Source organism: Thalassospira permensis NBRC 106175 (genome assembly GCF_000714555.1).
Taxonomy (GTDB): domain Bacteria; phylum Pseudomonadota; class Alphaproteobacteria; order Rhodospirillales; family Thalassospiraceae; genus Thalassospira; species Thalassospira xiamenensis.
The window spans coordinates 131,004-150,377 of the sequence record NZ_AUNC01000034.1 but is presented as its reverse complement, the minus strand read 5'-3'; the positions used below and the strand labels follow the sequence as shown (position 1 = coordinate 150,377).

Annotated in this window: 17 protein-coding genes; 11 read left to right on the top strand and 6 right to left on the bottom strand. The window is 53.9% G+C overall.

The window, feature by feature from the left end; translation table 11 throughout:
- Positions 1-33: 33 nt before the first annotated feature.
- The 7 genes from SMB34_RS15520 to pgi all read left to right on the top strand — a co-directional run bounded on the left by SMB34_RS15520 (position 34) and on the right by pgi (position 8,202).
- Positions 34-1,416, top strand: coding sequence for a glutamine synthetase family protein (locus SMB34_RS15520; RefSeq protein ID WP_007089373.1), 1,383 nt, complete (start codon positions 34-36; stop codon positions 1,414-1,416).
- 54 nt (positions 1,417-1,470) lie between these two features.
- A complete protein-coding gene (locus SMB34_RS15515; protein WP_037991371.1) occupies positions 1,471-2,019 on the top strand; it encodes a cupin domain-containing protein in 549 nt (182 codons plus the stop codon).
- A gap of 69 nt (positions 2,020-2,088) precedes the next feature.
- Entirely contained in the window at positions 2,089-3,594 is a 1,506-nt protein-coding gene (locus SMB34_RS15510) for an aldehyde dehydrogenase (RefSeq protein WP_037991369.1), read from the top strand.
- 27 nt (positions 3,595-3,621) lie between these two features.
- Positions 3,622-4,593: an agmatinase gene (gene speB / locus SMB34_RS15505; RefSeq protein WP_007089376.1), complete on the top strand. Its 972-nt coding sequence runs from the start codon at positions 3,622-3,624 to the stop codon at positions 4,591-4,593.
- 112 nt (positions 4,594-4,705) lie between these two features.
- Positions 4,706-5,290, top strand: a complete 585-nt coding sequence (locus tag SMB34_RS15500) for a tyrosine phosphatase family protein (protein ID WP_037991367.1) — start codon at positions 4,706-4,708, stop codon at positions 5,288-5,290.
- A 151-nt stretch (positions 5,291-5,441) separates the two neighbouring features.
- The gene (locus tag SMB34_RS15495; protein WP_037991365.1) at positions 5,442-6,413 is read left to right on the top strand and encodes a PfkB family carbohydrate kinase; all 972 of its coding nucleotides are present in this window, start codon (positions 5,442-5,444) and stop codon (positions 6,411-6,413) included.
- Between the two features lie 142 nt (positions 6,414-6,555).
- On the top strand, positions 6,556-8,202 hold the full coding sequence (gene pgi / locus SMB34_RS15490) for a glucose-6-phosphate isomerase (protein ID WP_037991364.1): 1,647 nt from the start codon (positions 6,556-6,558) through the stop codon (positions 8,200-8,202).
- A gap of 24 nt (positions 8,203-8,226) precedes the next feature.
- On the opposite strand, the gene SMB34_RS20930 is transcribed toward pgi, so the two are convergent.
- Positions 8,227-8,424, bottom strand: a complete 198-nt coding sequence (locus SMB34_RS20930) for a DUF2256 domain-containing protein (RefSeq protein WP_074624813.1) — start codon at positions 8,422-8,424, stop codon at positions 8,227-8,229.
- A gap of 6 nt (positions 8,425-8,430) precedes the next feature.
- Complete coding sequence (locus tag SMB34_RS15485) at positions 8,431-9,456, bottom strand: NAD(P)/FAD-dependent oxidoreductase (RefSeq protein ID WP_037991363.1); 1,026 nt, start codon at positions 9,454-9,456, stop codon at positions 8,431-8,433.
- Between the two features lie 172 nt (positions 9,457-9,628).
- Here SMB34_RS15485 and SMB34_RS15480 point away from each other — a divergent pair, with 172 nt between their 5' ends.
- The 3 genes from SMB34_RS15480 (at position 9,629) to SMB34_RS15470 (ending at position 13,653) form a co-directional block, all read left to right on the top strand.
- Complete coding sequence (locus tag SMB34_RS15480) at positions 9,629-11,227, top strand: choice-of-anchor I family protein (RefSeq protein WP_167332773.1); 1,599 nt, start codon at positions 9,629-9,631, stop codon at positions 11,225-11,227.
- Between the two features lie 147 nt (positions 11,228-11,374).
- Positions 11,375-12,133 carry a response regulator gene (locus SMB34_RS15475; RefSeq protein WP_240478846.1) on the top strand — a complete coding sequence of 253 codons (759 nt, stop codon included), beginning with the start codon at positions 11,375-11,377 and terminating at the stop codon, positions 12,131-12,133.
- A gap of 11 nt (positions 12,134-12,144) precedes the next feature.
- Positions 12,145-13,653 (top strand): ATP-binding protein, encoded by a 1,509-nt coding sequence (locus SMB34_RS15470; RefSeq protein WP_037991360.1) that lies wholly within the window; start codon positions 12,145-12,147, stop codon positions 13,651-13,653.
- 95 nt (positions 13,654-13,748) lie between these two features.
- Here SMB34_RS15470 and SMB34_RS15465 read toward each other — a convergent pair whose 3' ends face one another.
- From SMB34_RS15465 to SMB34_RS15450, 4 genes are all read right to left on the bottom strand, one after another.
- Entirely contained in the window at positions 13,749-14,861 is a 1,113-nt protein-coding gene (locus SMB34_RS15465) for an ABC transporter ATP-binding protein (protein ID WP_037991357.1), read from the bottom strand.
- 4 nt (positions 14,862-14,865) lie between these two features.
- On the bottom strand, positions 14,866-15,753 hold the full coding sequence (locus SMB34_RS15460) for a carbohydrate ABC transporter permease (protein ID WP_037991355.1): 888 nt from the start codon (positions 15,751-15,753) through the stop codon (positions 14,866-14,868).
- Entirely contained in the window at positions 15,746-16,654 is a 909-nt protein-coding gene (locus SMB34_RS15455; protein ID WP_007089386.1) for a carbohydrate ABC transporter permease, read from the bottom strand. Before SMB34_RS15455 ends, SMB34_RS15460 begins: the two co-directional genes overlap by 8 nt.
- 99 nt (positions 16,655-16,753) lie before the next feature.
- The gene (locus SMB34_RS15450; protein WP_037991354.1) at positions 16,754-18,016 is read right to left on the bottom strand and encodes an ABC transporter substrate-binding protein; all 1,263 of its coding nucleotides are present in this window, start codon (positions 18,014-18,016) and stop codon (positions 16,754-16,756) included.
- 561 nt (positions 18,017-18,577) lie between these two features.
- Between SMB34_RS15450 and SMB34_RS15445 the strand changes: the two genes are divergently transcribed.
- A complete protein-coding gene (locus SMB34_RS15445) occupies positions 18,578-19,357 on the top strand; it encodes a prephenate dehydrogenase (protein WP_037991353.1) in 780 nt (259 codons plus the stop codon).
- The last annotated feature ends 17 nt before the right edge of the window (positions 19,358-19,374 follow it).

Sequence of the window (19,374 nt, the reverse complement as noted above, 5' to 3'; positions counted from 1 at the left end):
GAAATAAACAGGCTTTTCTGGGAGTATTAGACGATGAACAAGTCGTTCGTCGAAGACAGTAGGGCGGAAGCTCAACGATTCTTTGAAGCAAATCCGGATATAGAACTTGTCGAATTACTCATTCCTGATGTGAACGGAGTGTTCCGGGGCAAGCGAATCAGCAAGCAGAAGTTTCTTAAAAGCTTCCATGAAGGCATCAACATGCCGGGTTCTGTGTGTCTGGTGGATATCACCGGCGACAACCCGGAAGGTACCGGCATGCTTTGGTCCAGTGGTGATCAGGACAATATCGCCAAGCCAATCCCGGGAACCCTGCATGCGGTTCCCTATGGTGAGCTACCGTTGGCACAGGTCATGATGAGCCTGTATAACTTGGACGGTACAAAATTCTTTGCCGATCCGCGCAACGTTTTGCAGGCGGTTGTGGATCGTCTGGCAGCGGATGGTTTCTATCCGACCGTGGCGCTGGAACTTGAATTCTATCTTGCCGATCAGAACGAACAAACTGCCGCACCCTTGCCACCCGCACCGCTTGGCGGCGGGATCGCGTCGGATGGTGTGCAGGTCTATGGCCTCCAGCAGATCGAGGATTTCGAAAAAGTCCTTCATGACGCGGTTGCCGAACTGAACCGTCAGGGCATTCCGGCCGATACAATCGTCGCCGAAGCAGGCCCCGGCCAGTTCGAGATCAATCTGGGTCATGTCAATGATCCGATGCAGGCGGCAGACCACGCGATGCAGCTTAAGCGCGTTGTCAAAGGTATTGCCTGGGATCATGGTGTAACCGCGACATTCATGGCAAAACCCTATTCCGATCAGGCGGGTAACGGATTGCACGTTCATGTGTCGCTGCGTGACGAGGAAGGAAACAACGCCCTGTCGCCCAAGGGCGACGAGGATGTTTCGGACCTCCTGTTGAACGCTATTGGCGGCTTGCAGGCGTCGATGTTTGAAAGCATGGCGATTTTTGCGCCAAATCCGAATTCCTACCGCCGGTTCCAGAACAAGGCCTATGCGCCGATGTCTCCAAACTGGGGGCTTAACAACCGTACGGTTGCCCTGCGTATCCCAGCCGGTAGCCCGCAAGCCGCGCGTATCGAACATCGTGTGTCGGGCGCGGATGCCAACCCGTATCTGGTTCTGGCCTGCGTTCTTGCAGGGATGCATTACGGCATCAAGAACAAGCTTGATCCAGGTGATCCGATTGTTGGTAACGGCTATGAACAGCATGGCGGCAAGATCGTCCCGCGCAGCATGATTTCTGCACTTGATCGTTTTGTCGAGGGTGACATCGTCAAGGAATATCTGGGGGAACGGTTTGTCGAGGTGTTCGATATCTGCCGACGTTCCGAATATGACGAATTCTTCTCGGAGGTCACGCCGCTTGAATACCGCTGGTATCTTGACGCGGTATAACGCCACTTTTGCAAAATGGTCGCCGATAAGAGCGACCGACAGGGAAGAGACCGGATGTCACAAAAGGTTGGGGATCGCCTGAAAGCAGTACGTACCATGTACGGGCTATCCCAGCGTGAACTGGCGCGCCGCGCCGGTGTCACCAACAGCACGATATCGACGATTGAACAGAACCGGGTCAGCCCGTCGGTCGACAGTCTGGCCAAGGTTCTGGCAGGCATCCCTATGAGCCTGATCAACTTCTTTACGATTGATCTGGAAAACGGCGAGGAGATTTTCTTTCGCAAGGAAGAACTCGTCGAGCTTTCCGATGGCACCATGTCGATGCGTCTTGTCGGCGCAACACGCAAGGACCGCAATCTGCGCGTCCTTCATGAAATTTATCCGCCCGGCGGCGATACCGGCGACAATCTGATCGTCCAGAAGGGTGAGGAGGCCGGTGTTGTCGTCCGTGGCAAGCTTGAGGTCACGGTGGGCGAACGGGTTCAGGTTCTTGGACCAGGTGACGCCTATTACTTCAATGCGGAAATCCCGCACCGGTTTCGTAACGCGGGCGACATTGAATGCGAAGTCGTCAGTGCCGCGACACCACCGTCATACTGATTGCACAATCATCATGTTTGAATATCGCGCGGAACAAACAGCACGCGCGATCCGTCAGGAGGATTTCCGATGACAAACCAGTTGAATTTCGAACAGCTTAGAGCACAGGCCGCCAGCCTGACGATCCGCAACAAGGCCTTTATCAATGGCGTTTATGTCGATGCGGCATCGGGTAAAACGTTTGATTGCATCAGCCCGCGCGACGGCAAGATTTTGACCCAAGTCGCCGAATGCGATGTTGAAGACGTCAATCGCGCGGTGCAGTCCGCGCGTGCGGTCTTTGAAAAAGGCAGTTGGTCGGAAGCATCACCGGGCAAGCGCAAGGCCGTCATGATGAAATTTGCCGATCTGATGGAAAAGCATGCAGCCGAACTGGCGCTGCTTGAAAGTCTTGATATGGGCAAACCGATCAGCCTTGCGGCGGGTGATGACATTCCGTTGTCCTATAAATGCATTCGCTGGTACGCAGAGGCGATTGACAAGATTTATGACGAGATTTCACCGGGCGAAGCACGCGCAATCGGTATGATCACGCGTGAACCGCTGGGCGTGGTGGCGGCAGTCGTGCCATGGAACTTCCCGCTGATGATGGCGGTCTGGAAACTGGGCCCGGCACTGGCGATGGGGAACTCGATCATTCTCAAACCCGCCGAACAGTCGCCATTAACCGCGATCCGTGTTGCGGAGCTGGCGGTCGAAGCCGGTCTTCCGGCTGGGGTTCTGAACGTTCTGCCCGGCTTTGGCCCGACAGCGGGCAAGGCGCTTGGTCTGCATCCCGATGTTGATTGCGTGACTTTTACCGGTTCGGGCGAAGTTGGAAAACTGTTCTTGCAATATTCCGGTCAGTCGAACATGAAACGCGTCTGGCTGGAATGTGGTGGAAAAAGCCCGAATATCGTTCTGGCCGATTGCCCGGATATGGACGCGGCGGCCGAAGCGGCAGCAGGCGGAATTTTCTATAATCAGGGCGAGGTTTGCACGGCCGGTTCGCGCCTGATTGTCGAAGAAAGCATCAAGGATGAGTTCATCGAGAAAGTGGTTGCAGCAGGGCGCAAAATGCAGCCGGGTGACCCCCTGGACCCGAACAGTCAGATGGGCGCGATTGTCGATGAAAATCAGATGAACCGCGTTCTGGGCTATATCGAGAAGGGGGCGGCAGAGGGTGCAAAACTTTGCACCGGCGGCAAGCGTGCACGCACCGAGTCCGGTGGCTATTATGTCGAACCAACCGTTTTTGATGCGGTCAAAAACGACATGACAATCGCCAAGGAAGAAATCTTTGGCCCGGTTTTGTCGGTGATTTCGGTCAAGGATTGGAAAGAGGCTGTTCAGACGGCAAATGATACGCCATATGGACTTGCCGCAGCCGTATGGACGCGCGATATCAACAAGGCGCATCTGGCCGCGAAAAAACTGCGTGCCGGTCTTGTCTGGGTCAATTGCTGGGACGGTGGATCCATCACCATGCCGTTTGGCGGTTACAAGCAATCGGGCACCGGTCGTGACCGTTCGCTGCATGCGATGGACAAATATTGTGAAATCAAGTCGACCTGGATTGCACTGGGCGACGCCTGAGGTTCGGAAAGGACAAGGGGACGAATTATGAGCAGTACCGGGGTTATTGATACCAAAGGCGGCGACAACGCTTTTACTGCGAAATCCGTGCATCAGAATACCAGCGAGCCGATGTATTCCGGCGCGCTGTCATTCATGCGCCGCAAATATACCCGTGATCTTACGGGCATTGATGTTGCGGTAACCGGTATTCCCTTTGATCTTGCAACGTCGAGCCGCCCTGGTACGCGCCTTGGCCCGCAGGGGGTGCGCCGTGCGTCGGTCAATCTTGCATGGGCACCACATTTTCCGTCCGGGCGCGATATCTTTGGGGAACTGGCCGTGATTGACTATGGCGATATGGTCATCGATCCCGGTTATCCGCATAAAATCCCGGAAATGATCGAGGATCACGCACGCGATATCGTCAGCTCCGGGGCAAAGATGTTGACGATCGGCGGCGACCATTTCATCAGCTATCCGATCCTGAAGGCCCATGCTGAAAAGTACGGCAAGGGGATTTCGCTTATTCAGTTCGACGCCCATTCCGACACATGGGAAGACGATGGTGATCGGATCGATCACGGCACCATGTTCTGGCATGCGGCGAAGAACGGCATTGTCGATGCGTCGAAATCCATTCAGGTCGGCATCCGTACGCACAATGAATCGACCCACGGATACAACATCCTTTACGGGCCGGATGTGCAGGCGATGTCGATTGATCAGATCGTGGCCAAAATCAAGGACGTGGTGGGTGATAATCACGCCTATATCACCTTTGATATTGACGGGCTTGACCCGTGCTATGCACCGGGCACCGGCACGCCGGTTCTGGGCGGCCTGACCAGCCATCAGGCGGTTTCGATCCTGCGCGGTCTTGCGGGGGGGATCAATCTGATCGGCTCGGACGTGGTGGAAGTTTCCCCGCCTTATGATGTATCGGACATCACATCGCTTGCCGGTGCGACGATTGCTTGGGAAATGCTGAATATCCATGCGGTGAACCGAAAGCCGTAATAGCAAGATCACAAAGATTTCAAAGCGGGCCGGTATTTTAACAGTACCGGCCCTTTGCTTTTTACGGCTGCTGTGATGTTATTGCGCTTAATCAGTGTATTGGAGGAAAGACATGAAACCGGTTTCTATTTCGCTTTTGACGATTTGTGGCATTGATGAACTGCCAACCCATCAAACCCGGTCGGTTTCGCATGTGCTTTCGGTCCTTGATCCGGAAAGACCGGACCCCGATGCATTCGCGGCTTATGCCCCCCATGAACGTACCATTTTGCGGTTCCACGATATCATTGATGAACTGCCCGGTCAGATGGCTCCGACGGTCGCCCATGTCGAAGAGGTTCTCGCCTTTGGTGAGGGACTCAAAAACACCGTCGATGCCCGTAAGGACGGCCATTTGCTGGTGCATTGCCATATGGGCGTTTCACGTTCGACAGCAGCGATGCTGACGCTAATGGCGCAAACCCAGCCCGATGCAAACGAAGATGAACTTTTTACAACCCTTCGTGCCATGCGTCCGATTGCCTGGCCAAATTCGCGGATGATTGCCTTTGCTGATAATCTGCTTGGTCGGGACGGTAAGCTGACGGCTGCCCTTAACCGGCATTATCGCTATCAGCTTGAACATGATGATCATTTCGATGAATGGATGACATCGCTTGGCCGTGCGCGTGAAGTGGCACTTGGGAAAGCGGCCTGAGTGTGTCTTAGATACGCTGGATTAAGCCACTTTGTTCGCGAAGTGGCTTTTCCTTTGCCTGATGAATTGAATCGATTTAAAAACGTCGCGTCCCACAGCAAATGATAATGCCCGCAACCCGATTGCCGGGCGATATAAACGGAGAAACGCTATGAGCGCAAAAGCAGTTTGCCTTGGGGAATTGCTGATCGATTTTGTTCCGACCGTAACTGGCACCGGCCTTGCCGATGCGCCGGCATTTGCCAAGGCCGCAGGCGGTGCGCCGGGCAATGTGGCTGTGGGATTGCAGCGGCTTGGAATTGAAACGGGTTTTATCGGCAAGCTTGGCGATGATGCATTCGGTCATTTTCTGGTCGATACGCTCAAAGCCGACAATGTCGATACATCGGGCATTGTCCTGACCAAAGAAGCCCTGACAGGGCTTGCCTTTGTTTCGTTGCGGGCCGATGGCGAACGCGAATTTTCTTTCTATCGCAGCCCGTCGGCCGACATGCTGTTGTCGCCGTCCGATCTGAATCAGGACATGCTGAAGGGATGCGCGCTGTTTCACTATGGCACGCTTTGCATGATCGACGATGATCCGCGCGCGGCGACGCTTGCGGCCATCGACATTGCACGTGAAAACGGCGCGATCATTTCATGTGATCCGAACCTGCGCCTGCCGCTTTGGCCCAGTGCCGATGCCGCCCGTGATATGCTGCGTCTTGCGATTACCAAGGCGGATATTGTGAAAATTTCTGACGACGAAGTCGCCTTTATCACCGGCAAGGATGATCTTGAAGCAGGCGTTCGTGAATTGTGGTGCGATCACTGGAAACTGATGATCGTGACGTCGGGCCCGAAAGGCAGCCGGTTCTTTACACCTGATTTCGAAGGTTCGGCCGCTCCGTTCAAGGTCACGGCTGTCGACGCGACCGGAGCAGGGGACGGTTTTACTGCCGGTTTCCTGTCACGTTTGTTGAAAGATCCGCAATTGCTGGAATCTGCGGAAAAGGTCGAGGCAGCCTGCCGTTTTGCCAATGCGGTCGGGGCAATAACGGCCACCAAACGCGGTGCGATTGCTGCCCTCCCGACCGAAGCGCAGGTTTCGGAGTTTCTTTCTGCAAACGGATTAACCGGTTAATATCCGTGGTGATGGCAATCCTGTTCCCGCCGGATTGCCATCAAAATGTCCCACAAACTGTCCCACAAATGGTCGCATCGGCGTGTTAGTGTTTTGACATGACGTCGATATTGTTTGCTATCTGTTTGAAGCCGAGGGTGGAATGTCCACAGAAAATCTGACGACCTGTTGGGAAAAGCTTGATCGACTGGGCGCGGAAGTTTCCAAGAACCTTAATTTACGCAAAGCCTTTGCCGATGATCCGGCGCGGTTTGCGCGTTTCCATGTCACGCAGGACGATCTGTTTATCGATTATTCGAAAAATCTGATCACCGATGATGTGATGGCCGCATTACGTGAATTGGCGGAAACTACCAATGTTGAAAACTGGCGCGAACGGATGTTTGCCGGTGATCGGATCAATATCACCGAAAATCGCGCTGTTCTTCATACGGCACTTCGCAATCTGGATGGCAATCCGGTAATGGTCGATGGCAAGGACGTTATGCCCGATGTCAAGGACGTCTTGGCACGTATGAAACGCTTTGCCGCGCGTGTGCATACCGGCGACTGGAAAGGCCATACCGGCAAGGCGATCACCGATGTCGTTAATATCGGGATTGGCGGTTCCGACCTTGGCCCGGTCATGGTGAACGAGGCACTCCGTCCGTATCATATCGACGGTATTCGCTGCCATTTCGTTTCCAACGTCGATGGCGCGCATATCGTTGATACGCTCAAAGACCTTGATGCGGAAACGACGCTTTTCATCATTGCATCCAAGACCTTCACAACCGACGAAACCCTGACCAATGCCTATTCGGCGCGCGACTGGCTTGTTGGTTTGCTGAAAGACGAGGGCGCGGTTGCCAAGCATTTTGTCGCGGTATCGACTGCCTTGGACAAGGTTGCTGAATTCGGTATTGATACAAACAATGCGTTCGGTTTCTGGGACTGGGTCGGTGGGCGGTACAGCCTTTGGTCGGCTATCGGCTTGCCGATCATTCTGGCGGTTGGTTACGAGAAATTCGAAGAAATGCTGCGCGGTGCGCAGGCGATGGATAATCATTTTCGTTCAGCCCCGCTTGACCGGAATATTCCAGTGACGCTGGCATTGATCGGCGTCTGGTATCGCAATGTTCTGGGAGCCTCCAGTCAGGCAATCCTGCCTTATGACCAGCATCTTTCACGCCTGCCAGCCTATTTGCAGCAGGCCGATATGGAAAGTAATGGCAAGTCGGTTACCCGCGATGGCAAGCCGATCTATTACGAAACCGGCCCGATCATCTGGGGTGAACCGGGTACCAATGGCCAGCATGCCTTTTATCAGCTGATCCATCAGGGCACGGAACTGATCCCGGTTGATTTCATCGTTGCGGCGAATGCCCTGAATCCATTGGCAAACCATCATGACAAGTTGGTGGCGAATTGCTTTGCACAGGCCGAAGCCCTGATGCGCGGCAAGACCGAGGCCGAAGTACGTGACGAACTTGCCGGTGGCAATCTGACCCCGGCCGAGATTGATGTGCTAGCACCGCAAAGGGTCTTTGCCGGGAACAAACCCAGCACAATGATCCTTTACAAGCAGCTTGATCCCTTTACGCTGGGACGTCTGGTTGCAATGTATGAACATAAAATCTTTGTTCAGGGGATTATCTGGAACGTCAATTCCTATGACCAGTGGGGTGTTGAGCTTGGCAAACAGCTTGCCAAGGAATTGCTGCCAATGGTTCAGGGGAATGAAACTGCCGATAGCCGTGACGCTTCAACCGCCGGTCTGATCCATCAGTTGCATGCCCTTCGGGGTTAATTTTGATCCGACAAATCTGTGGATTTATGGGGCGGTGTCAGCCTGACTGGCACCGCCCCTGATATTTGCGCGATGATCCCGACAACGGGCAGAGCAATATTTGACATCGTCCCAGCAATTACGCCATTTGCGCCTCCAGGCAAACGGTCGATTACAGGTCAGGCAGGTTTTGTGTGGCAGGTCTGATTTTGTCGGCCTTTGACCATTGGCATTTCGGCGCATCCCAAATTACCCGATCAGTGTCTCGATCATGGCATGGGCCGCGCATTTTCCGCTGCGCCACGCGGCTTCCACCCTTGCACCAAGACACCAATCGCCCGCAGCAATGACGCGCCCGTTCATGCCGCTAAGATGACTTTTTCCAAGCGGTTTGATCGTGCGGGCATATCGCCAGCGATGCGTGTTTATGGACACCACATCGGGAAGCTTTGCACCGCTAGCTTTATGCAGTTTTTCAAGCAGAAGGAATGCGATGCGTTCCTTGTCTTCTTCCAGGTGATCACGTGACCATTCCGGACTTGCGTGCAGAACCCAAAGATCAGGTGAAGGTCGATGGATCAGATCACGGTGATCGCCATTGCGTGCCGCCCAGCTGATCGCAGGATCGGGATGGATCATGGCATCAAATGCCGTGGGCAACGGTTTGGCAAATGCAATCATGGCTGCCCAGCACGGTGCCATTTCCACATCCGCAATGGGATCAAATCTTGGGGCAAGTGGTTGCAGAAGCTCTGCGGTTTGCGGGGCAGGGGCGGTAACAATCACACCGTCAAATGGCCCGAATTCACCATCCAGATCGTCATGCAGAATAAAGCTGCGTGGTCCGGCGGTTTCGATACAGGTAATACGGTGTTCTTTGCGGATTTCAAACGGATCAAGCAGCGGGGTGATCAGTTTGTTCATTTGCGGTGACCCCTGATACCAGATATCTGCAGCCGTATTTGTACGTTTCAAAGCCGATGCCGGTGCCCCTGCGGTTGCTTTTTCGCCACGAAGGAGATGTGGTTGCCATTTCCGAACGGATTTTTGATGTTCGGCCTGTTGCAGGAATGATTGAAATTCCGGATGCAGTGCCGTGACATATTGGGCGCCATGATTGAAATTGCCCAATTCGGTACGACGTGTTGCAAGTCGCCCTCCGGCACCACGGCTTTTTTCAAAAACCGTTACGCAAAAGCCGACTGCATGAAGTGTGGCCGCCGCCCGAAGGCCGGCCATTCCCGCACCGATCACGGCAATATTCATTGGGGCCATTTTATTGTTCCTGTTCGAACCTTGTGAACCTTTTCCTCCTTACGTCAGAAGTCGTTGTTTGGAGCATCAACACCCCGAAGATATTTATGAAACTGTCATCGTCAGGTCATTAAACCGTTACGCATTGTCCGCAGTTTGTCTGCCACGGTTCATCCAGTTTTCAGGGGGAAATATGCGTTATTCTTTGATGGCCACGGTGGCATTTTCGGTTATGCTCGGTGCCTGCGGCACCACGACAACGTCAAAAAACATGGTAATGGCCGTTGATACGGCGTCGCCTGCCGCCAAGCCGCTTTCAATCGTGCCGATGGGCGACTATCGAACCGGCATGTTTGACGAAGGGGCCGCGGAAATTCCGGCTTTTGACCCGGTGACCAAACGCATATTCGTGGTCAATGGTGGCGACAAGTCGATTGATATTCTTGATATGTCGGACCCTGAAACACTTGCAAAAATCGGTTCGGTCAAGCTTTCGGCATGGGGTAAGGCGGCAAACAGCGTTGCCGTTCATGGCAATATTGTCGCAGCGGCTGTCGAGGATGACGACAAACAGGCACCGGGCAAGGCCGTGTTCTTTAACACGGATGGTGATTTCATTGCGGCTGTAACTGTCGGTGCATTGCCCGACATGATCAAATTTACTCCGGATGGCAAGCACGTTCTGGTCGCGAACGAAGGCGAGCCGAACGACGCATTTGACAACGACCCGGAAGGGAGTGTTTCGATTATCCCGGTATCGGGAAATCTCGCCGATCTGTCAGATGCCGATGTTCACACGGTAAACTTTGGCTTCCTGAATGATGTGGACCTGCCTTATGGCATGCGGACATCAAACCCGGGAACGTCGACCGTGGCACAGGATGTCGAGCCGGAATATATCGCCGTCTCGAAAGACAGTAAAACGGCTTATGTTTCACTTCAGGAAAACAATGCGGTGGCGATCATTGATATTGAAACCGCAAACGTTGTCCGGGTTGCCGGTCTTGGCTTCAAGGACCATTCGGTCAACGCATTTGATGCCAGCGACAAGGACGGCAAAATCAACATCCGTACATGGCCTGTGATGGGCATGTATATGCCAGACACGATCGATGCTATCGAAATCGGCGGCAAAACCTGGGTCCTGACGGCAAACGAAGGCGACTCACGCGACTATGACGGCTACAGCGAAGAAACCCGCGTCGGAAAACTGACCCTTGATCCGGTCGCCTTCCCGAATGCCGCAACCCTGCAAAAAGATGAAAACCTCGGTCGCTTGAAAACGACTACTGCGCAGGGCGATACGGATGGTGATGGCGATTTCGATGTGATCTACAGCTATGGGGCACGTTCGTTCTCGGTCCTGAATGCGAATGGCGACATGGTTTTTGACAGTGGCGACAAGTTCGAACAGTTCATGGCGGCCAATTACGGGAGAGTTTTCAACGCATCGAACACCGAAAACTATAGCCGTGATAACCGCTCGGATGACAAAGGCCCGGAACCCGAAGGTCTGGCAACCGGCTACGTTAATGGCACACCTTATGCCTTTATCGGTCTGGAACGTCAGGGCGGATTTATGGTCTATGATCTGACCAATCCGACTAATCCGCAATTTGTCACCTATCATTCAGATCGTCGTTTTTCCGGCAATCCGGAAGCAGACACCGCAGGTGAACTTGCCCCGGAAGGTATGCTGTTTGTCGAAGCAAAGGATAGCCCCACCGGCAATGCCATGCTGATCGTGGCAAGCGAAGTATCGGGCAGTACAAAAGTTTATGACCTGAAATAGGTTTTTAAGCTGCTGTATATAAAGAGATTTTACCTAAAAAGCCGGGGATTTTGTCCTCGGCTTTTTCAATTATGTCCGGTTCTTGGTAAAATGGTTCAATCCTGTAACGTTATGCACTAAACTCCGCGCCACGGTCCGGTTCCGGGCTTGTCGACCGAAGGGAGGCGGAGACTGAGTACGCGACGTGAACCCCATATTCTGGTTGTTGATGACGATCAGGAAATCCAGAAGCTCCTGAAAAAATTCCTGCTCCAGCACGGGTTTCGTATCACCACCGTTTCCGACGGGGCGGAGATGCATCGTGCGCTTCGTGACTGGAATATCGATCTGGTGATCCTTGATATCATGTTGCCCGGCGAGGATGGTTTTGCGCTCTGCCGTGATGTGCGCCGCAATTCCAAGGTGCCGATTGTCATGCTGACTGCGGTGGGCGAGGATACAGATCGTATTCTTGGTCTTGAACTGGGTGCAGATGACTATCTGACCAAGCCGTTCAATCCGCGTGAATTGCTGGCCCGTATTCGTGCCGTTTTCCGCCGTTTTGAAACTGGTACCGTTACACAGGTCCATCACGAAGAAACCAAAACCCAGAAAATCCTGTTTGCCGACTGGACGCTCGATATCGGATCACGTGAATTGCGCGATCTTGATGATGTGGCGGTGCATTTGTCGACCGGGGAGTTTTCGCTGTTGCTGGCGCTGGTCAAGCATAACAAGCGTGCGCTTTCGCGTGAACAGCTTGTTGATATCGTACGCGGGCAAAGCTCTATCCCGTTTGACCGCAGTATCGATATCCAGATCAGTCGCCTGCGCCGCAAAATTGAAAAAGATGCCAAAAACCCCAAACTGATTAAAACGGTGCGCGGGATCGGCTATCAGTTCTGTGCCGATACGAGGACCGTCTAGGAATTCGATCCATGACAGATCAGATTGGTGCGATTTCCGAATATATGCGGCGGTTCAAGCCCCGCACGCTGGGCGGACGCATCTTTATGATCATGATGGTCGGCGGTGTCATCATCGCGGGCATCAGTTCAATCGCATCGAAATACATCATCGAACGGAGCGAGCGGATCAGCCGAGCCTATACTTTGGGCTTTACCATTCGCGAATTGATCCTGATTGCCGAAAGTCCGGAGTTACAGGGAAATATCGTTGATATAGCCGCGCGTGACGGGCTTTCTGTTCGTGTTCTGCCATCTGACGATATCGGTACCATTCTTCTGTTTTCGCGCCCGGCACAACATATCGCAATGCCCGCACGTCTGGCCGATACGGGCTGGCCGACATCGGTAAAGGTCCATTTTCGGCGCGGGCGTCTTGGCGCGGAACAGCGCCACCTGATTGAAACCGCCGAAAATCCCAGTCTGTTTTTTGCCGGCCTATCGCGCGAAATAGCGCGTCAGGGACTTGAGGCTCGCGTTGAAATCATGTTGCCATCCGGCATGCGAATGCTGTTGTCTCATCCGGTGCTGTGGTCCGACTATGCATCGCCATCCATGGTTTTTCTGATCTTTCTGGTCGGGGTTGTTGCCGTGTTGGCGGTGTTTGCCGCTTTGGCCGATCTTCTGGCCGGTCCCTTCAAGAATTTGACCGAGGCGATCATTCGCCAGGGGGATGAAGTTGAAGGCCCCCCGGTGGAGGAGCGGGGGCCGACCGAAGCCCGGTCAATGGCCGCAGCATATAATGGATTGCGGGAACGGATTTCACGGATGCTGGGTGACAGAACCCGTATGCTGGCCGCAATTTCACACGATTTGCGCACGCCCAGCACGCGCCTGCGTCTGCGTGCAGAATTTATCGAAAATGAAGAATTGCGTGAAACCGTGTTGCGCGATCTTGACGAAATGGACGGGCTTCTCAACGATGCACTCGATTTCCTTGGTGACTGGATTAGCAAGGAAGAAGAGCGCACAGTTGACTTCACATCGGTTCTCGAAGCGATTTGTGACGATTATGCCGATCTTGGCCGTCCGGTAAGTTTCGAGGGACCGCAGCCGCTTCGTTTCAGTTCGGTTCACACCGTATTTGGCGGCGGGGACGAGGCGCATTCGTTTGGTGACAAGCGCAGCATCCGCCTGACCTGCCGGCCCGGAACATTAAAACGTGCCTTCACCAATCTGATCGAGAATGCGCTGAAATACGGTTACCGTGCCTATGTCAGTCTGGATGCGACGGCCGATACGGTGCTGGTGTCCATTCGGGACGAAGGACCGGGCATCGCCGCGGAACATCAGGAGGATGTCTTTCTGCCGTTCTTCCGTGTCGAAGGATCACGCGCACGCACCACCGGTGGCAGCGGCCTTGGTCTGTCGATTGTGAAAACGGTCATCGATGCCCATGATGGGACGATACGATTACGCAATTTGCCCCGACGCGGGTTGGAAGTCACGATTGCTTTGCCGCGGCGCGTCGACAAAGGTTGAAAGCAAAACGACCCGGGAATTCCGGGCCGTTTTGTTCGAAGGTCGTACCATATACAAGAACGGCGGGCGGCCCCCAGAACCGCCCGCCGATCAGATCAGATCCGAAGTTCCGTTACCGGATCAAACAGACTGATCTGAGACATGTCGGCCGAGAATGTCATCATCTCGCCCGGTTGCGGTGAACGGTCAGGCCGGACACGTGCAACAATTTCCTTCCCGCCGATTTCGACAACGGTCATGGTGTCAGCACCGGTCGGTTCAATAACTTCGACCTTGCAGTCAAAATTGACATACTGGCTGCCCGGTTCATCAGAACCGGTACGCTTGTGCGTCAAGCCTTCCGGACGGATGCCGAAAACGACATCTTTCCCGACATAGCTCTGATAGCTTTCCGGCGCATCTTTCAGCGGCAGAATGATCGGGTCGTTATCGCGTTTGATCGATACGGCCAGATTGCCATTGTCATTGATCAGGGTTGCGTTGATGAAGTTCATCGACGGCGAACCGATAAAGCCAGCAACAAAGATGTTGTTTGGGCGTTCATAGATGTTCTGCGGCGTATCGAACTGCTGCAGGATGCCGTCTTTCATGACAGCAATGCGCGAGGCAAGGGTCATGGCTTCGATCTGGTCGTGGGTGACGTAAACGATGGTGGCACCCAGACGCTGATGCAGTTTCTTGATCTCGGTGCGCATATCGACGCGCAGCTTGGCATCAAGGTTCGACAGCGGTTCGTCAAACAGGAAGATGTCCGGATCGCGAACCAGTGCACGGCCCATCGCAACGCGCTGACGCTGTCCCCCCGAAAGCTGGGATGGTTTGCGATCCAGCAAGGCTTCGATCTGCAGCAGTTTGGCGACATCTGCAACCGCCTTGTCGCGTTCTGCTGCCGAAACACCACGGATTTCAAGGCCGAAGGTGATGTTCTTGCGAACGGTCATATTCGGGTAAAGCGCATAGGACTGGAACACCATGGCGATGTTTCGGTCCTTGGGGTGGACATCGTTGATCACGCGATCACCGATGCGGATTTCCCCGTCGCTGGAACCTTCAAGACCTGCGATCAGGTTAAGAAGGGTCGATTTGCCGCAACCCGACGGGCCGACCAGAACCAGGAACTCGCCGTCTTCAATAGCAATATTGATTTCTTTGAGAACCTCGACAGGACCGAAGGCCTTGCGAACTTTATCAAGGGTGAGTGATGCCATTTGCTTATCCCTTCACCGAACCGGCGGTCAGGCCGCGGACGAAGTATTTTCCGGCCAGAACATAAACAAGCAGGGTCGGCAGGCCGGTCAGCAGGGCTGTGGCCATATCGACATTGTACTGTTTCACGCCGGTCGTGGTGTTGACGATATTGTTGAGTGCGACAGTCATCGGCGCATTATCGCCAGAGGCGAAGGAAGCACCGAAAAGGAAGTCATTCCAGATCTGGGTAAACTGCCAGATGACCGACACGACGATGATCGGTGTCGAAATCGGCAGAATGATACGCCAGAAAATGGTGAAGAAACCTGCGCCGTCGATGGTGGCTGCCTTCACCAGTTCATCCGGGATCGAAACATAGTAATTGCGGAAGAACAGGGTGGTGAAGCACAGGCCGTAAACGACATGCACAAGAACAAGACCGGTGGTCGAGCTGGCAAGGCCAAGTGACCCCAGAACCTGTGACATCGGCAGCAGCACAACCTGGAACGGAATGAAGCAACCAAACAGCAGCAGGGCAAAGACGATATTAGCCCCTTTAAAACGCCATTTGGTCAGGGCATATCCGTTGATCGCACCAAGGAAGGTCGAAATCAGAACCGCCGGAACCGCCATTTTGACCGAATTCCAGAAGTAAATTTTGATGCCTGAACATTCAACGCCGACACAGGCTTCATTCCACGCATAGTTCCAGGCATCGAACGTGATGACGCGCGGCAGCGAAATGAGTGAGCCTTCCCGGATTTCATCGAGCGACTTCAACGAGGTCGAAATCATCACGAAAAGCGGGAACAGATAGTAGGCTGCGAACAGGATCAGAACGAGATATAGCAACCCGCGCAGTATGGTATGTTTCCAGCCTGCGTCGTGGCTGTAATGCTGAATATCAGCCATTTTTCTTGCCTCCGCGCAGTTCGGAATACAGATACGGCACAATGATCGCCATCACGGTCGCCAGCATCATCATGGCACTTGCGGCACCAACGCCCAGCTGGTTGCGCTGGAAGGCCATCGTGTACATGAAGGTTGCCGGAAGATCGGACGAATAGCCGGGGCCGCCGCCGGTAAGCGCAATGACGAGGTCGAAGCTTTTAACGGCCAGATGGGCCAGAACGACAATCGCACTTAGGAAAACCGGACGGATCGACGGGATGATAATGCCGAAATAGATGCGGGGCAGGCTGGCACCATCCATATAGGCTGCGCGAATGATGTCCTGATCGACGCCGCGCAATGCCGCAAGGAACATTGCCATAACAAAACCCGATGCCTGCCAGACGGCTGCGATCACGACCGTGTAGATCGCCATGTCCGAATTGACCAGCCAGTCGAATTTGAAACTGGTCCAGCCAAGGTCATGCATCATGCTTTCCAGGCCAAGGCCCGGATTGAGAAGCCATTTCCAGACGGTGCCCGTCACGATGAAGGACAGGGCCATCGGATACAGGAAAATTGTGCGAAGGACGCCTTCGGCGCGGATGCGCTGATCAAGAAGAACTGCAAGCAGGCAGCCAAGAAACAGGCAGATAACAATAAAGAGACCGCCGAAAATCAGCAGGTTCTCGATGGCAACATGCCAGCGTTCCATTTGCCACAGACGTTCGTATTGCCGCAGACCGGCCCAATCCCAGACTGGAAGCATGCGCGATTTCGAAAACGCCATATAGCCTGTCCACAGGATGAACCCGTAGACGAAAAACAGGGACGCAGCAAAGGACGGTGCAACAACGATCTTGGAAAGATGACGCTGGATGCTGGCCGTCAGGTTGCTTTCGGTGCTTGAAGAAGCCCCCATACCCTTTGCCTCAAACAATTAAAGTAGCGGGAATCCGGCCCCGGAAATGTCCGGGGCCGGTGCGTCGTCAGTCAATGTGACTGTACAGGTCAGATGAGATTAGTCTTTGGCCAGTTCAACAGCTTCGACCAGCCGCGAAACGGCTTCGTCAGACGACATGTCGGAGTTGAAATGTGCGGTTACGACGTCAATGATCGCACCCGAAAGATGACCGCGAAGAGCCATGCCGTGTGCCATCGACGGAAGGAACCCGCCTGCGTCCTGGGCAGCCAGAAGGTCAGCCTCGGATTTCTTCGCACAATCGTCAAATTTGTCGAGCGGAACGCCAAGACGTGCCGGGATCGAGCCTTTGAGAAGGTTGAAGGTTTCCTGGAATTTCTGGCCAACGATCAGTTCTGCAAGCAGTTTCTGGCCTTCTACCTTGTCATCGCCCGAAACATTGAACATCGCAAAGCTGTCAACGTTGAACAGGTAACCGTGTTCGGACGGGGTTGCCGAACAGATGAAGTCTTTGCCCGGGACTTTGCCAGCAGCAAGGAATTCGCCTTTTGCCCAGTCCCCCATGATCTGCATGGCGGCATCGCCATTCATGACCATAGCTGTTGCAAGGTTCCAATCACGACCCGGGAAGTCGGCATCGACATAACCGCGGATTTTACGCATCTGGTCGAACACGGCTTTCATCGTGTCGGATTTCAGCGCGTCTTCGTCGAGATCAACCAAGGCTTGCTGGTAGAATTCCGGGCCGCCAAGCCCAAGAACGACGGTTTCAAAGACGGTTGCATCCTGCCACGGCTGACCACCATGGGCGACAGGCGTGATGCCGGCCGCTTTGAGCTTGTCAGCGAGGGCGTTGAATTCGTCCCAGGTTTTCGGCGCTTCGGTGGCACCAACTTTGGCCAGCAATTCCGGGTTTGCCCAGATCCAGTCAACACGGTGAATGTTTACAGGAACGGCAACATAATCGCCTTCATACTTCATGACGCTCTGAATAGCTGGCGGAATGACTTTGTCCCAGCCTTCTGCTTCGGCAACGTCATTCAGATCGGCAAGTGCACCCTGTTCTGCCCAGTCCTGGATAGCCGGGCCTTTAAGCTGAACAGCGGCCGGGGCATCGCCCGACAGAACGCGCGAACGCAGTACGGTCATGGCTGCGTCACCGCCACCACCGGCAACCGGGCTATCAACCCATTTGCCACCACGTGCTTCGAAATCTTCTTTCAGGGCAGAGACCGCTTTGGCTTCACCGCCCGAGGTCCACCAATGCAGGACTTCGGCAGTCGGTTCGGCATGTGCGAAGCTTGCAGTCGCGAGAGCAGAGAACGCCACACCGGTGGCGAGAATGGTTTTGCGCAGATTCATTTAGGTTTCCTCCCTGGCTTTAAACCAATTGCAGCGACAACATGCTGCCAAGGGGGACCCTTTGCACTCACAAAACTGTAACAGGGCGTTTCCAGAATGCGAACTGAAACAAATTGTTACAAAAATAGCATGGTAGTTCTGAATTATATTGCATGGCAGCAAGAAAAATTAGCGTATTTCGCCGCAAGACAGTTATTCCAATGATGCACAACTGAATGAAATGTGTCCGTATTTGTAACAGCTTGGAAAAGGCGTGCCGGTGCAATTTGAATTCAGCATGCGTCCTCCGGAGAAGGCGTGAAAAGCTCTGCGAGAGGGTGAGGGACTTTAGTATTGATGCTGTGCTGCTCTTGGTATCGTGCCAGAGATGCCAAGATGCCTTGACATGGAACGGTTTGGCATTATTAATCGCCGCCATGAAAAACGTTATTTGCCTGTTTGCTGATTTCTATTACGGCCCTGCCACATAAGGCGGGAGCGTTTTTCTATGTTCAACCGCTGCGTCGTCGGCGGTTGATTTATAAGGCAGGCACCGGCATCGCAGCTCTTCGGAGACAGACGATGCCTTTTTTATTTCCAGATCACCCGACCATCGGGATTTTCGGGTTCGGCGCCTTTGGGCGTTTGACAGCCCGGCATCTGATGGATCATTTCGCGCTTTTTGTACATGACATCAATGCAGATGCCGTATCTGCGTCTGCTTCGGAATTAAATTTGCGGGCGGCGGATGTTGTGACGGTTGCACAATGCGACATCGTCATTTTGGCCGTCCCGGTAACGGCAATGAGATCGGTAATCGCGACCATTTCACCGCATGTGCGTGCGGGAGCCATTATTCTGGATGTGGGGTCCGTTAAAATGGAACCGGCGCGCATGATGCTCGAAGGGCTTCCCGATCATGTCGATATTATTGGAACTCATCCGTTATTTGGGCCGCAAAGTGCACGGGCTGGCATTTCAGGACTCAAGATCGCGATATGCCCGGTTCGGGGACGTCAATTCTGCCGGGTTGGTGCATTTCTACGCCACGTTCTGGGCCTTAAGGTATTTGTTGTCACCCCGGAGGCACATGACCGCGAGGCGGCGGTCGTGCAGGGCGTGACACACTTGATTGCCAAGGTTCTGGTGCAGATGGGCCCATTGCCAGCACGCATGACAACAGCAAGTTTTGATCTACTGGTCCAAGCTACTGAAATGGTCCGTTATGACGCGCCTAGTGTTTTCTGGGCGATTGAAAATGCCAATCCGTATGCTGGTGCTGTAAGGGAACAGTTCTTTGAATTGGCAACAGGCGTGCGCGACCAATTGGCAGACAATCCATGCGCAAAGGAGGCGTTTTAGGTCGAATGATCAGATAT